This is a genomic window from Streptomyces sp. NBC_01260 (assembly GCF_036226405.1).
GTDB classification, from domain to species: Bacteria; Actinomycetota; Actinomycetes; order Streptomycetales; family Streptomycetaceae; genus Streptomyces; species Streptomyces laculatispora.
Genome location: NZ_CP108464.1, coordinates 962,499 through 977,522 on the forward strand (window position 1 = coordinate 962,499; position 15,024 = coordinate 977,522).

Consider the following 15,024-nt stretch of genomic DNA (forward strand, 5'->3'; position numbering starts at 1 on the left):
GGTCGCGGCGAGGTCCGCACCTGCCTCGCCGCCCCCGTCCCCTCAGCCTCCGGCGCGCAGCGCGGCCAGGACGCTGTCGGCCGTCGCCCGGTCGCGGGCGGCCGTGAAGGGCATGTCGTTGCCCCCGGCGATGCGGAACGGCGCACCGGACAGCGTCGACTGGGCGCCGCCCGCCTCGGTGACCAGGAGGAGCCCCGCCGCGTGGTCCCAGGCGAACTCCCAGTTGAAAGCGACCGCCTCCAGGTCACCGCGGGCGACGGCGAGGTATTCGAGTCCGGCCGATCCGCAGGGACGGGCGTCGATGCCCTCGGTGCGCAGCCCCAGCAGGGCGCGCTTCTGGGCGTCGGTGGTGTAGTCGGGGTGCGACATCGCCACGCTCAGGACGGTGCCGGGCGCGGGCGAACCGGAGTGCAGGGGCGCCCCGTTGAGCGTCGCTCCGCGGCCCCGGACGGCCACGGCCATCTCGTCCAGGGCGGCGGCGTACGTCCAGGAGGCCAGGGTCTCGCCGTGGTGCGCGAGGGCGACCAGGGTGCAGAAGCCGGGTTCGCCGCGGACGAACTGGCGAGTGCCGTCGACCGGGTCGACGATCCAGACGGGTGCCTCGCCGCCCAGCGCCTCGTACACCTTCGGGTCGGCGTGGACCGCCTCCTCACCGACGACCACCGAGCCGGGCAGGAGCCGGCTCAGGGCGGCGGTGAGGTGTTCCTCGGCGAGGCGGTCCGCGGTGGTCACGAGGTCGTGCGGGCCGTTCTTCTCGACTATCTCGTGTGCGGCGAGCTGCCGGTAGCGCGGCATGATCTCGGCGGCGGCCGCTGCGCGGACCGCCGCCTCGATCTCGGTCAGGTCCCCGGCAAGGAATTCATCGATCATGCCCCCAGCTAAGCACGCGGGTCCGGGGCGCCGACGACCTGGTCATGACGGGTGGATGACCGGCCGGCGTCCGGCCGGTCCGGCCTGACCGGCCAGGTCAGGCCGGGTGGCGGTGCCCGGTCAGCGGCCGACCGCGTACCCCTGCATCCCCCGCGGGTTCGCGGCCGCGGACAGCACCCCGGTCCGCGGGTCACGGGCGACCGCGCACATCCGGCCCTCGGACCACGGGTCGCCGACCGTGACGTCATGGCCGCGGCGGCGCAGCTCGGTCACGACCTCCGGGTCCATGCCCTCCTCGACGGTGACGCTGCCGGGGCGCATCCCGCGCGGGAAGAAGGAGCCGGGGAAGCTGTCGTTGTGCCAGTTCGGGGCGTCGATGGCGCCCTGGAGGTCGAGGCCGCCGCGGACCTCGGCGCGCAGGGCGACGGCGAGGAAGAAGTGCAGCTGCCACTGGTCCTGCTGGTCGCCGCCCGGTGTGCCGAACGCCATCACCGGGACGCCGTCGCGCAGGGCGAGCGACGGGGTCAGGGTGGTGCGGGGGCGCCGGCCGGGGGTGAGGGAGTTCGGCAGGTCCTCGTCCAGCCAGGCCATCTGGAGGCGGGTGCCGAGCGGGAAGCCGAGCTCGGGGACGACCGGGTTGGACTGGAGCCAGCCTCCACTGGGCGTGGCGGAGACCATGTTGCCCCAGCGGTCGACGACGTCCACGTGGCAGGTGTCGCCGCGGGTGGCGCCGTCCGCGGCGACGGCCGGTTCACCGACGCGGTCCACGGTCGCCGTCGGCTCCCCGGCGCCGTCCTTGGCGACGGTCGGCTCGCCGACGCCTGCGGCCGGTATGCCCATCGCGTCGAAGCCGGACTCGCCGGAGGCGACGGCGTGGGCGTGCTCGCTCAGGACCGGGGTGCGGCCGTCGGGGCTGCCCGGTCGCAGCACGCGTGAGGCCTCGTCGGTGACGAGGACGCGGCGGGCGGCGTTGTACGGCTCGGAGAGCAGGGTGTCGAGCGGGACGTCGGCGGCGTCGCCGTACCAGGCCTCGCGGTCGGCCATGGCGAGCTTGCAGCCCTCGATGAGCAGGTGCACGTACTCGGCGGAGCCGTAGCGGGGCAGCTCGGCGGGGAGCAGCGCGAGCTGCTGGAGGAAGGCGGGGCCCTGGCTCCAGCCGCCGGCCTTGGCGAGTGTCCAGCCGTTCCAGTCGTAGGTGGCCGGGGCCTCGTACGAGGCGGACCAGCCGGCCAGGTCGGCGGCGGTGAGGGTGCCGGCGTGCCGTTCGCCGCTGGTGTCCATGGTGGGGGCGGCGGCCTGGCGGACCAGGGCGTCGGCGATGAAGCCCTCGCGCCAGATCGCGCGGGCGGCCTCGATCTGCGCGGTGCGGTCGTCGCCGCCGCTCTCCTCGGCCTCGGCGATGAGCCGGCGCCAGGTCGCGGCGAGGGCCGGGTTGCGGAAGAGCTCGCCGGGCTTGGGGGACTTGCCGCCCGGCAGGTACACCTCGGCGGAGGACGGCCACTCGTTCTCGAAGAGCTCGCGGACGGTCTCGACGGTCTGGCCGACCCGGTCCACGGGAGCGTGCCCGTCCTCGGCGTAGCCGATGGCGTACCGCAGCACCTCGGCGACGGTACTGGTCCCGTGGTCGCGCAGCAGCAGCATCCAGGCGTCGAAGGCGCCCGGGACGGCGGCGGCCAGCGGTCCGGTGCCGGGGACCAGGTCGAGGCCGAGCGAGCGGTAGTGGGCGATGGTGGCACCGGCGGGGGCCGGGCCCTGGCCGCACAGCACCTGGACCTCGCCGTCGGCGGGCGCGAGGATCATCGGCACTTCGCCGGCCGGTCCGTTGAGGTGCGGTTCGACGACGTGCAGGACGAATCCGGCGGCGACGGCGGCGTCGTAGGCGTTGCCGCCGTCCTCCAGGACCGCCATCGCGGACTGCGAGGCGAGCCAGTGGGTGGAGGACACCATCCCGAAGGTGCCCTGGAGGGTGGGCCTGGTGGTGAACACGGATGCGGCTCCTTGCTGCGGGCGTGCTGAGATTTTTCGTGGTCCGTGGTTCGTTGCGGATCGAACGTACGGGAGCCCGGGCCCGGGTGCGGGGCCCGGTTCTCGTTCCGGAGGTCAGGCGGCCGCGTCCGGCGCGGTCCCGTCGTCGCCGACGAGGTGGCAGGAGACCTGCCGGCCGCCGGGCAGTTCGCGCAGGGCCGGCACCTCGGTGCGGCACCGCTCGGCGGCGAGCGGACAGCGGGTGTGGAAGCGGCAGCCGGGCGGGGGGTCCAGCGGGCTGGGCAGCTCGCCGTGGAGCACGATGCGTTCGCGCGAGCGCTGCAGAACCGGGTCGGGTACCGGGGCGGCGGAGAGCAGTGCCTGGGTGTAGGGGTGCTTGGGGGCGGCGAACAGCTCGGCAGTGGGGGCCTGTTCGACGATCTGGCCGAGGTACATCACGGCGATCCGGTCGGCGAGGAATTCGACGGCGGCCAGGTCGTGGGTGATGAACAGGCAGCCGAAGCCGCGGTCGCGCTGGAGGTCGGCGAGCAGGTTGAGCACGGAGGCCTGTACGGAGACGTCGAGCGCCGAGGTCGGTTCGTCGGCGACGACCAGATCGGGGTCGCAGGAGAGGGCGCGGGCGATGGAGATCCGCTGGCGCTGGCCGCCGGAGAGTTCGTGCGGGTGCCGGTCGGCGTGTTCGGGGCGCAGCCCGACCTGGCCGAGGAGCTGCTCGACGCGTGTCCGTACGGCGGGGCCGCGGGCCCGGCGGTGCAGTTTGATCGGTTCGGCGATGATCTGGCCGATGGTCATGCGCGGATCGAGCGAGGACGACGGGTCCTGGAAGACCAGGTGGAAGTCCTTGCGCAGCGGGCGCAGGGCGCGGCGGGAGAGATGGGTGATGTCGGTGCCGTTGATGTGGACGGTGCCGGCGGTGGGTTCGTCGAGGCGTACGGCGCAGCGGCCGACGGTCGACTTGCCGCTGCCGGACTCGCCGACCAGGCCGACGACCTCGCCGGGGCCGATAGTGATCGAGACGCCGTCGACGGCTCGGACGGTGCCGCCGCCCGAGGCGGCGAAGTGCCGTTCCATCGAGTCGATCCGCAGCACGGGCTGCTGGTCCACGGTGCCCTGTGCGCTGTCGCGCGGGGCGGGGACGGTCTGTGCTGCGGTCACTTTCCGGCCTCCTGGTCGGATCGGGCGGGCCCGGCGACGGGGGTGCGGTCCGCGGCGGGGGTGGCGGTGAGGACGTCGGACGCCTCGTCGGCCGCGTACGGGTGCCGGCACGCCGTACGGTGGGCCGCGTCCGCGCCCTTTTCCGGGTCGACGGACCGGAAGCCCGGCCTGCCGCTCGTACAGCTGTCGTCGGCGCGGCTGCACCGGGGTGCGAAGGTGCAGGCGTCGGGCTGGCTGTCGAGGCTCGGCACCAGGCCGGGGATCTCGGGCAGCCGGCGCTTCCCCTCGCCGCCGGGCCGCAGGACGGCGCCGAGCAGGCCGCGGGTGTACGGGTGCCTGGCGGTGGCGAACAGGTCGTGGACGGGGGCCTGTTCGACGGAGCGCCCGGCGTACATGACCAGCACCCGGTCAGCCGCGTCGGCGACGACACCGAGGTCGTGGGTGACCAGGACGATCGCGGTGCCGAGCCGTTCGCGCAGGGCCTGGAGGACTTCGAGGATGCCGGCCTGCACGGTGACGTCGAGTGCGGTGGTCGGCTCGTCGGCGATGAGGACGGCGGGGTCGCAGGCGACGGCGATGGCGATCATGACGCGCTGGCGCATCCCGCCGGAGAGCTGGTGCGGGTATTCGTCGATGCGGCTGCGCGGGGCGGGGATGCCGACCAGGCCGAGGAGGTCCACGGACCGTTCCCTGGCCTCCTTCCTGCTCAGCCCCTGGTGCCTGCGGAGTACCTCGCCGATCTGGCGGCCGATGGTGAGGACCGGGTTGAGCGAGGTCATCGGCTCCTGGAAGATCATCGCGATGTCCTTGCCGCGGACCCTCTGGAGCTCCTTCTCGTGTGCGCCGACCAGTTCCCGGCCGCCGAGCCTGATGGAGCCGCCGATGTGCGCGGTGGACGGGAGCAGCCCCATCACGGCCATCGAGGTGACGGACTTGCCGCACCCCGACTCCCCCACCACGGCGAGCACTTCGCCGGGGTGGAGGTCGTAGGAGACGCCGTCGACGGCGTGCACGGTCCGGGTGTCGGAGCGGAAGGACACCGACAGGTCGCGGACGCTCAGGACCGGTTCGGCCGCCGGCTCCCGTACGGATTCGAGAACGGTCTCGGTCATCGGGTCCCTCCACGGGGGTCGAGGACGTCCCGCAGTCCGTCGCCGAGCAGGTTGAAGGCCAGGGTCGCCGCGACGATCGCCAGGCCGGGGAAGACGGCGAGCCAGGGCGCGGGCGCCAGGAAGGACTGGGCGCCGGAGAGCATCACGCCGAGGGACGGGTCCGGCGGCTGGACCCCGAGGCCGAGGAAGCTGAGCAGCGCCTCGCCGATGATCGCGGCGGGGATGCCGACGGTCGCCTGGACGATCAGCGCGGAGGTGGCGTTGGGCAGGATGTGCCGGAACAGCACGGTCCCGTCGCCGCCGCCGTTGGCGATGGCCGCGCCGACGTAGTCGACGTGCTTGAGCCGCAGGGTCTCGGCCCGGGTGATGCGGATGACGGCGGGGATCTGCGAGATGCCGATGGCGATGGTGGCGTTGGTCAGCGAGGGGCCGAGGATCGCCGCCAGGCCCACGGCGAGCACCAGGAACGGGAACGCCAGCATGGTGTCGGTGAGCCGGGAGATCGCACCGTCGGTGAACTTCCCGTAGTAGCCGCCGGCCAGCCCCAGCGGTACGCCGATCACGAAGGCCAGCACCACGGCGACGAGCCCGACCTGCATGGAGGCGCGGGCGCCGTAGACGATCCGGGAGAGCTGGTCGCGTCCGAGGTCGTCGGTGCCGAGCCAGTGGGACCAGCCGGGCTGGGCCAGTACGTTCCCGAAGTCAGGCCGGGACGGGTCGTACGGGGCGATCAGCGGGGCGAGGAGGGCGACCAGGATGAAGACGGCCGCGATGACGCCGCCGATCAGGGCGAGCCTGTTCCCGCGCAGGGCGCGCAGTCTGCCGCCGCCGGACCGCCGCTTCGCGGTCTGCTGGGCGGGGAGCGCTGGGGTCGCTGCGGTCACCGGGCACCTCCGAGCCGGATGCGCGGGTCGATGACCGAATAGACCACGTCGACCAGCAGATTGATGAGGATGTACGCGGCGGAGGTGCAGAGCACCACGGCCTGGAGCGTGGCGTAGTCACGGGTGAAGACGGCGTCGATGGTGAGCTTGCCGAAGCCGGGCAGGACGAAGATCTGCTCGGTGACGACCGCGCCGGAGATCAGGTGGCCGAGCTGGAGCCCCAGCACGGTCACCACGGTGACGAGGGAGTTGCGCAGTGCGTGCCCGCCGACGACGGACCGTTTCGACAGGCCCTTGGCGCGGGCCGTCCGTACGTAGTCGGCGCAGAGCGAGTCGAGCATCGCGGCCCGGGTCTGGCGCATCACGACGGCGGCGAGTCCGGAGCCGAGCACGATCGCGGGCAGCACCATGCGGCGCAGGTTGTCGAGCGGGTCGGTGCCGAAGGGGACGTATCCGGACGCGGCGAACACCGGGACGGCGATGGCGAATCCGAGGACCAGCACGATGCCGAGCCAGAAGGTCGGGATGGAGAGGCCGATCAGCGCGATGACGTTGGCGATCCACTCCTCGGGCTTCCCCCGCCGTACGGCGGCGACCACGCCGGCGCCGATGCCGAGGACCACGGCGAGCAGCAGCGAGAGCGCGGCCAGCTCCAGCGTGACGGGGAGGGCCTGGCCGATCGCGTCGGCGACCGGGAGCCCGGTCCGGGAGGAGGTGCCGAGGTCGCCGGTGAGTGCGTGGCCGATGAACCGTCCGTACTGCACGACGATGTTGTCGTTGAGGCCGTACGCCTCCCGGATCGCGGCGAGCGCCTCGGGGCTGCGCTCCTCACCGGCCAGGGCGAGCGCCGGGTCGCCGGGCAGTGCCCGGATTCCGGCGAAGACCACGATGGAGACGAGGAAGAGGGTGATGAGGGACTGGCGCAGGCGCGTCAGCAGGTATTTCGTCATCGGGTGTACCCCGCAGTCGTGACCCGGACCAGTCCGTCGCCGTAGACGCGGATGCCCGCGACGTCCTTCGAGGCGACGACGTAGTTCTTCTGCCGGTAGAGGTAGATCATCGTGTGGGCGTCCTGAACGCGCCGGGTGAGCTCGTCGTAGATCTCGGTGCGCCGGGCCGGGTCGGAGACCGTGCTGCCCTCGGCGATGAGCTTGTCGATCTCCGGGTCGCCGAGGCCGTAGGCGTTCATGGCGCCCGCGGTCTTGAGGAAGTTGGCGACGTTGCCGTCCGGGTCGAGCCGGCCGGACCAGCCGCTGGTGAAGACGTCGTAGTCCCCGGCGTCGGTCTCGGAGAGCATGGTGGCGTACTCGGTGGGCCGCAGCGAGAGATCGAATCCGGCCTCCTTGACCATGGCCTGGAGGACCTGTCCGACGCGTCCCTGTTCGGGGGTGGTGGAGGTCTTCAGCTCGATCTTCACCGGGGTGCTCACCCCCGCCTGCCTCAGCAGCTCCTTCGCCTTGGCGACGTCACGCTTCGGGCAGTCCTGCGCCTTGATGCCGGGGGCGATGGCGGACTGCGGGGAGATCGGACCGCAGGCCGGCTCGTACATGCCCTGGAAGACGACCTTGTTGAGGGTGTCGCGGTCGATCGCGAGCTCGAACGCCTCGCGGACGCGGACGTCCCGGGCGATGGGGGTGTCGAGTCTGCCCGGCTTCTGTCCGAGGCCCTTGACGTTGCCGACGTTGAGGCCGATGCCCTGGTAGCCGAGCGAGGGCGAGTTGAAGAGCTGGAGCCCCGGCTCGGTGAGGGAGCTCTGTACGTCGATGGGGCCCATCTGGTCGCCGACCTGGAGGTCGCCGGACCGCAGGTTGGCGAGCCGGACGTTGCCGTCGGGGATGGGTTTGTAGACGACCCCGTCGAGGTGGACCTTGTCCGCGTCGTAGTAGTTGGGGTCCTTCTTCAGGACGATCCGGTCACCGCCGACCCGCTCGACGAACCGGAAGGGGCCTACGCAGGAGGGGTGGTTGGTGAAGTTCTTGCCGTACTTCTTGAGCGCGGCCGGTGACATCACCATCCCGGCCCGGTCGGCGAGGACGCCGGTGAGGGGCACATAGGGCTGCTTGAGTCTCATCCGGACCGTGTACGGGCCGGTGGCCTCGATGGAGCCGACCGGGGCGAGTTCGGTGCCGCGGGCGGATCCGGGGAGGTCGCGGTGGCGCAGCAGCGAGGTGACGACGGCCGCGGCATCGAGCCGGGTGCCGTCGCTGAACCTCGGGCCGCGCCGCACCTTCAGGGTGACGGTGCGGCCGTCGGCCGAGGTGGTGGGCAGTGCGGCAGCGAGCTGCGGCACGACGACACCGTCCTCGTCGATGTCGTAGAGCTTCTCGCACATGCCCGCGAAGACCGTGCGGCCGACGAGGGTCTGGGCGAGCGTCGGGTCGAGCTTGTCCGGGTCGGAGTTGAGAGCGACGGTGAGTGTCCCGCCGTCGCGCACGGGCCGGTCGTCGGTCTTGCGCACACCGCCGACCTCGGTCGCCGAGGACTGCAGCGACGCACAGCCCGAGGTGAGGGACACCAGTACAACCGCCACCAGGGCAATCGCTTTTCGGCGCACGAGGGCCTACCTCCCGCCAAGGGGTGATCAAGGAATATCGCAGACCGTATTTCGCATACAGTCCGCAAGGCAAGAGGGGTGCTCACATAGCGGACGGTTTTTACTGACGATCGGATAACGGCGGGTGCGGAAGGCGTGAAGGCACCTGTCCGCACCCGCCGATGTCAGCCCTGCGCGATGAGCCAGTGACACTGTGCGGCCGGGCGGGCGTCCACCGAGGTCGTGACGACCGGGCTCCCGGGCGCCGGGCCTCCCCCGCCTCCCAGCCATTTCAGCCCGTTCACCACGAACCGGCTCTGCGTCTCACTGGCGAATCCGACGCGTTGCGGGGCGGCCTTCGGGGCGCCGATGCCTCCGCGGACTCCGACGGTGGCCCTGGATGCTGTCATGCGGAACCGTCCTTGTGAACGTCGCGCGTACTCAGGGCTGGCTGACGAGATTGGCCACGTTCGAGGAGGAGTTGGAGGGACCGCCCCGACCGTTGATGACGTGGCGGATCGTTCCGGTCCCGCCGAGCGAGACGGTCACCATGCTCTGGAACCGCACGTTCGGGTTGTCCGGGACCTCGAAGGCGTGCTCGGCCGCCACGGCCGGGTTCGAGCTGAAGAAGCAGTAGCTGCCGAGCCCGTACGCCTGATGGCTGGTGACCGAGGCCGCGACCTTGTAGGCGGCGTAGCCCTGGATGGAGCCGTTCATCCAGGACGCCTGGTCGGGCACGTCGTACGGCATCTCGTTCTGGTAGAAGTACGTGCGCCCGCCGTTGCCGTTCCAGATCGTCTGGTGCTTCTGGTAGTGCTCGACGAACAGTCCGTACATCGTCACGTCGTCGCCGTTGACGACGAGTCCGGTGTCCGCCTTGTTGCTGTTCCAGCCGATGCCGGTGCCGTGGTCGCCGCGCCAGATCCACATGTGGTCGCCGATGACGTGGTCGCTGTTGACCACCAGGCTGGTGGTCGCCCGGCCCACGGCCGCGCCGCCGACCCGGAAGAAGACGTCGTGCAGCGAGGTCGGATTCGCCGCGTGCGCGGCCGAGGAGCCGGCCGGGCCGACCTCCATCAGGGTCGGGGAGTTCGTCGTCCCGGCGTCGAAGAGGATGCCCGCGACCTTGACCCCGTCGACGTCCGCCACTGTCATCGCGGTGACCCCGTTGTCCGGAATGAACGTGGCGAGGCCGAGACCCAGGACGACGGTGTCGGGCCTGGTCACCTTCAGGGTCTGGTCGAGGTGGTAGACACCGGGGGTGACCAGCAGGTTCTTGCCCTCGGCCAGCGCGGCGTTGATTTGCGCGGCCGTGGCTCCCGCCTTCACGACGAAGAACTTGTCCAGGGAGAGCGAGGTGCCCGCGGCGTTGCCGCCCGCCCAGGTGGTGCCGGAGGCGTTGTCACGGAGGGCCGGGACGAACACCTGGTAGGCGCCGCTGCCGTCCACGTACAGGAAGGGCTTCTCCCGGATCACGGGGGCCTGGTTCACCGTGGTGTAGGGCGGGTTGGGGAAGCTGGTGGCCGGTACTCCCTGGCTGCCGACGAAGACCATGTTCCAGTTGGAGCCGGTCCAGCTGCCGAGCGTGGAGTTACGGGTGATCCACTGCTGCTGCGTACCGGACCGCACCTGGCCGTCGATCTTGGTGTCGGCCATGAAGCCGCCGCTCGCCCAGCCGCCGTCGTCCAGGGCCAGGTTGCCGCGCACATGCATGCGCCGGTACGGGGCCGCCTGGGACACGGCCCAGCGGTCGGTGCCGCCGGTCGGGTTCACCGAGAGGTTCTCGGCGCCGCGCCAGAAGTTCTGGGTTGCGTTCTGCGGCGGGAACCAGTCCGCCTCGGCGTGGACGGCGCCGTTGATCGTCACCGAGTCGGGCGACTGGCCGAGTCCGAGGACCTGGGTGTAGAAGCCCACGTTGACGTCGTTGCTGTACGTACCCGGCTTGAACATCACCGCGTAGCGCTGGTTGCCGAACTGGTTGGTCTCCTGCTGCCGGAAGATCGTGTCGAGCCGGCCCTGGATGGTGGACGACGGCATCGACGGGTCGAAGACCACCACGTTCGGCCCGAGGTCGACATCGCCCGGCGCGGTGGCGACCGGTGTGACCTGGAACCGCTGGGCCGCGGAGTTGTTGCAGGTGTACTGGACGAGCTGGACGCTGTCGGCCATGGAGGCGGCGGGCACGTCCAGGCACTTGCCGCTGTTGCGGTTGACGAAGTGGTAGGCGCCGCCGCCCTCGTCGACGGGCTGCCACTGCTGGTTGGTGCCGCCGCCGTACGCCCAGAGGTGGACGGCGGCGTTGTCGGCGGTGGACACGTTGCTGACGTCCACGACCTGGTTGGCGTCGTTGCGGTTGTTGATGCGCACGTAGCCGCCGCTGGTCGCGGTCAGACTCCACTGCTGGGCGGTGGAGTTGTTGCACGTGTACTGCTGGACGGCGGTGCCGTTGACGGTCGCGGCGGAGCGGGCGTCCAGGCACTTGCCGCTGCCGCTGTTGACGACGGTCGCCCAGCCGGTCGGCAGTGCGGCGGCCGCCGCGGCGGCGCGCGGGGCGCTCCCGGCCGGGACCGCGGCCGGGGCGGGGGTGGCGGCCAGGACCGACCCGGCGAGGGCGCCGACCGCGAACACCGCGGTCAGCGCCCGCCGTCGGCGGGTCGGCGAGGGGCCGGATCGGCCCTCCGTGGGCCTTCGGACAGATCTGAGCACGGTTTACTCCTGTGCGGGTGACTGTGCGGGTGAGACGGTGCGATGGGCGGGACGGTCAGCCGGCGTACTGGGCGAACACCTTCGTGAAGTCCCAGGGCTGCTGGGAGACGCCCGAGCAGGTGTCGGCGCCGCCGCCGGTGCACGGGCGGTCCCGGTTGACGGACCAGAAGGTGAGCCGGGCCAGATGGCGCTGCTGGGCGTAGGCCAGGATGGTGCGGAAGTCCGCGACCGTCACCGTCTCGTTGTCGTCGGTAATGCCGTTCATCGAGGAGATCCCGGTGTGCCGGTATGCCTGGTCGTCCGTGTATCCGTAGGCGTTCTTGACCGCGTTCTTCAGCCCTTCGGCCGCGCTGACGGTGAGGTTGCCCATGTTCTTGCCCGCCCCGCCGAAGTCGAACGGCATGATCGTCCAGCTGTCCACGGTCAGCCCGGAGGCCGAGGCCTTGCGGATGAGGCTGTCGTCGGGTCCGCTCTGGCCGGTACCGAACGTGACGTACAACTTGATGCCCGGGTTGGCGGCCTTCACCGTCTTCAGGGCGTCGACCGTGCGCTGCTGCACCGTGGCACTGGCGTACGCGTCGGCCTCGATGTCGATGTCGATCGCCTTGAGTCCGTAGGCGTTGATCACCTTCTGGTACGCGGCCGCCAGCTCGGCGGCGCTGGAGCAGGAGCTCTCCAGCTTGTTGCCGCTCCACCCGCCGAAGGACGGGATGACATCGCCGCCCGCGGCGCGGACGGTGTTCACCGTCTGCTGGTCGACACCGCCGGTCAGCGGCCTGCCGCCGTCCCACTGCGGGTTGCAGTAGCCGTTGCTGAGGACGAAGGCGAGCGTGAACCACTTGACGCCGGTGGCGTTCATGACCGTGGTCGGGCTGGGCGGGCTGCCCCAGCCGTTGTAGAGGTAGGGCGCGACCGCCATGGCCCCGGGACCGGCCGGGTCTCCCCCTCCTCCCCCGACGGCGGGCGCGGTCCACTTCTGGTTGGCGGCCCCGGTGCAGGTCCAGATCTGGAGCCGGGTGCCGTTGGCCGAACTGTTCCCCGTGGCGTCCAGGCACTTGTCCGCCTGCGGGTTCACGATGTCGCGCGCGCCGCTCACGCTCCAGCGCTGGGCCGCCGAGCCGTTGCAGTCCCACAGCTGTACGACGGACCCGTTCGCCGTTCCGCCCGACGCGACGTCAAGACACTTGCCCAGCGCCTTGACCGTCCCGTCGCCGCCCAGGCTCCACTGCTGGGCGGCGGAGCCGTTGCAGTCGTAGAGCTGGACGGGAGTGCCGTTGGCGGTGCCGCCCGCGGCGATGTCGACGCACTTTCCGCCGACCCCGGTGATCTGTCCGGTGGCGGCGGCCGCGCCCAGGGCGGGCGAGCCGGTCAGCCCGGCGAGGAGGGCCGCGGCGGCCACGACTCCCAGGGCGCTCCGTACGGCGGGTGCGTGCCCGCGCAGCAGGTCTCGGCGCATCAACTGTTCACCGTCCACTTCTGGTTGGTGGCCCCGGTACAGGTCCAGATCTGGAGCCGGGCGCCGTTGGCCGAACTGTTCCCCGTGACATCGAGGCACTTGTCCGCCTGCGGGTTCACGATGTCGCGCGCCCCACTGACCGCCCAGCGTTGGGCCGCCGAGCCGTTGCAGTCCCACAACTGGACGACGGACCCGTTAGCCGTCCCGCCCGACGCGACGTCAAGACACTTGCCCAGCGCCCTGATCGTCCCGTCACCGCCGACGCTCCACTTCTGGGCGGCGGTGCCGTTGCAGTCGTAGAGCTGGACGGGGGTGCCGTTGGCGCTGCTCGCCGCGGCCACGTCGACGCACTTGCCGGCCAGGCCGGTGATGGTCCCCGAACCGGCCGGGGGCTGGCTGTCGCTGGTGGTGACGCGTACGTGGTCGACGACGAGTTGCTGGGGGAAGGTGGTGTTGTTGTCGGGGTCGCCGGGCCAGTAGCCGCCGACGGCGAGGTTGAGGATGAGGAAGAAGGGTTTGTTGAAGGCCCAGGTGTTGCCGCCGGTGTCGGCGGGGGTGCGGTGCTGGTAGACGTTGCCGTCGACGGACCAGGTGACGGAGTCGGGTGCCCAGTCGATGGCGAAGGTGTGGAAGGCGTCGGCGAAGGCCTGGCCGCCGGGGAGGGTGTATCCGGCGCCGATGCCCGCGGAGCCTGAGTAGCCGGGGCCGTGCAGGGTGCCGTGGACGGTGGAGGGTTCGAAGCCGACGTTCTCCATGATGTCGATCTCGCCGGAGTTGGGCCAGCCGACCTGTCCGATGTTGTCGCCGAGCATCCAGAAGGCGGGCCACATGCCCTGGCCGCGCGGGATCTTCATCCGGGCCTCGACGTGGCCGTAGGTCTGGGTGAACTTGCCCGAGGTGTTCAGCCGGGCGGAGGTGTACTGGCAGGCGCCGTACCAGCACTGGTAGTTGTTCGGGTTCTCCTTGCGCGCGGTGATGACCAGATGGCCCTGACCGTCCAGCGCGGCATTGCTGCTGCCCGCCGTGTAGTACTGCCGCTCATGGTTGTTGACGTTGTCACCGGTCTCGGTCTGCCATCTGGCGCCGTTGACCGCCGAGCCGGCGGAACCGTCGAACTCCTCGTCGAACGTCATGGTGGCCGAGGCCGCGGCGCCCGAGAGGGCGGGTGACCGCGCGGGGGCGCCGCCGCCCACGAGAGTAGTCGTGACCAGGGCAAGGGTCACAGCCGAGAGTACGGAGCGCAGCAGACGCCGCGACAAGCGTGGGGAGTCCATGACTCTCCCTTCCTGTGCATGAGGGGGAAAGAGAATCTGTCATGCATATGACATGACAGACGCAGGGCGCACTGGGACATGCCGAAGCTGCGCCGACCGGGGCGGGATGCCGCTTGGGGAGTGGGGCGAGTGCGGGTGGGAGTGCAGGCACGTGCGGTGAAATCACTGTGGGGGCACTGTGGAACTGCTGTGCACGGAGGCTTAATTCACTACGTGATTTAAGAAGTGAACCAATGGACTGTCAAGACCCTGGTCTGTACCAGTACACGTCCGCACCCTCACCCCGTCCGGCTTGGGCGGACATGCCTCAGGTGTCCACGCCACCACTCACGGCTCACCGGCAACAGGCGCCGCGTGAACAAGAGTCAAAGGCGGTACGCCCGATGCGCGACTGCGACCGTCGACCTCATGACGCCCACCCCATCGCGGACCCCGCGCCCCGGCGCCCCGAGTCAGGCCGGACCGCCGGCCTGTCGCACGTGCAAGTGACCGTCCCTCGGAAAGGAGGGCGGCCAGGCCGGAAGGACCCGGCGAAACCCGTACCGGGCCTTCTCCGCCACCCGGCAGGAGGCGGGATTGTCCACCTGGTGGAGCAGGTTGAGGCTTTCCAGGCCTTCGGCCGCGAAAGCCTGGAAAGCCCAGCCGGTGAGAGCCTCCAGAGCCCTGGGGGCCACCCCGCGACCGCGGGCGTGCGCCACCGTCCAGTAGCCGACCTCTGCGGACTCCCGGCCGGAACCCGCCCCCTTGATGACGACGCTGCCCACCAACCGCCCCTCGCCGGGACCGGGGCGCTCCTCGCGCACGGCGAAGCCCAGCCGCTCCCCGGTGACCCAGCCGCACCTCTGGACCTCCAGCCACCCCCGTACGTCCTCAGGGGTCTCCAGGGGGCCGCTCGCCCCACGACGCAACGCGGGGTCGCGGAACGCCTCGACCAGCGGCTCGATGTCCCCGTCACCCCAAGGGCGCAGCAGGAGCGCGGAAGCGGACGGCGTCGCGTCCACCCGCAAGGTGATGTTCATCAAAGTCCTCCCCGGAAGGCTCATCCGAT

12 protein-coding genes are annotated in these 15,024 nt (G+C 71.1%); all 12 read right to left on the reverse strand.

The annotated features are described in order from the left end of the window. Positions 1–42: 42 nt before the first annotated feature. Positions 43–870: an inositol monophosphatase family protein gene (locus OG322_RS04395; protein WP_266410669.1), complete on the reverse strand. Its 828-nt coding sequence runs from the start codon at positions 868–870 to the stop codon at positions 43–45. A gap of 120 nt (positions 871–990) precedes the next feature. Continuing rightward, on the reverse strand, positions 991–2,856 hold the full coding sequence (locus OG322_RS04400) for a gamma-glutamyltransferase family protein (RefSeq protein WP_329306064.1): 1,866 nt from the start codon (positions 2,854–2,856) through the stop codon (positions 991–993). 114 nt (positions 2,857–2,970) lie between these two features. Further along, positions 2,971–3,927 (reverse strand): ABC transporter ATP-binding protein, encoded by a 957-nt coding sequence (locus tag OG322_RS04405; protein ID WP_329307705.1) that lies wholly within the window; start codon positions 3,925–3,927, stop codon positions 2,971–2,973. An 80-nt stretch (positions 3,928–4,007) separates the two neighbouring features. Next, positions 4,008–5,123, reverse strand: coding sequence for an ABC transporter ATP-binding protein (locus OG322_RS04410; protein WP_329306065.1), 1,116 nt, complete (start codon positions 5,121–5,123; stop codon positions 4,008–4,010). Then, entirely contained in the window at positions 5,120–6,007 is an 888-nt protein-coding gene (locus OG322_RS04415; RefSeq protein ID WP_124285616.1) for an ABC transporter permease, read from the reverse strand. The genes OG322_RS04410 and OG322_RS04415 overlap by 4 nt, the downstream gene beginning before the upstream one ends. Continuing rightward, entirely contained in the window at positions 6,004–6,957 is a 954-nt protein-coding gene (locus OG322_RS04420; RefSeq protein ID WP_123463958.1) for an ABC transporter permease, read from the reverse strand. Before OG322_RS04420 ends, OG322_RS04415 begins: the two co-directional genes overlap by 4 nt. Continuing rightward, positions 6,954–8,561 carry an ABC transporter substrate-binding protein gene (locus tag OG322_RS04425; RefSeq protein WP_123463956.1) on the reverse strand — a complete coding sequence of 536 codons (1,608 nt, stop codon included), beginning with the start codon at positions 8,559–8,561 and terminating at the stop codon, positions 6,954–6,956. The genes OG322_RS04420 and OG322_RS04425 overlap by 4 nt, the downstream gene beginning before the upstream one ends. Positions 8,562–8,725: 164 nt before the next feature. Beyond that, the gene (locus OG322_RS04430) at positions 8,726–8,950 is read right to left on the reverse strand and encodes a hypothetical protein (RefSeq protein ID WP_123463954.1); all 225 of its coding nucleotides are present in this window, start codon (positions 8,948–8,950) and stop codon (positions 8,726–8,728) included. A 31-nt stretch (positions 8,951–8,981) separates the two neighbouring features. Further along, the gene (locus tag OG322_RS04435) at positions 8,982–11,135 is read right to left on the reverse strand and encodes an RICIN domain-containing protein (protein WP_329307706.1); all 2,154 of its coding nucleotides are present in this window, start codon (positions 11,133–11,135) and stop codon (positions 8,982–8,984) included. A gap of 166 nt (positions 11,136–11,301) precedes the next feature. Further along, the gene (locus OG322_RS04440; protein WP_123463951.1) at positions 11,302–12,702 is read right to left on the reverse strand and encodes a chitinase; all 1,401 of its coding nucleotides are present in this window, start codon (positions 12,700–12,702) and stop codon (positions 11,302–11,304) included. Further along, positions 12,702–13,976 (reverse strand): ricin-type beta-trefoil lectin domain protein, encoded by a 1,275-nt coding sequence (locus tag OG322_RS04445; protein WP_329306066.1) that lies wholly within the window; start codon positions 13,974–13,976, stop codon positions 12,702–12,704. Before OG322_RS04445 ends, OG322_RS04440 begins: the two co-directional genes overlap by 1 nt. 452 nt (positions 13,977–14,428) lie before the next feature. Next, entirely contained in the window at positions 14,429–14,995 is a 567-nt protein-coding gene (locus tag OG322_RS04450) for a GNAT family N-acetyltransferase (protein WP_123466305.1), read from the reverse strand. Positions 14,996–15,024: the final 29 nt, after the last annotated feature.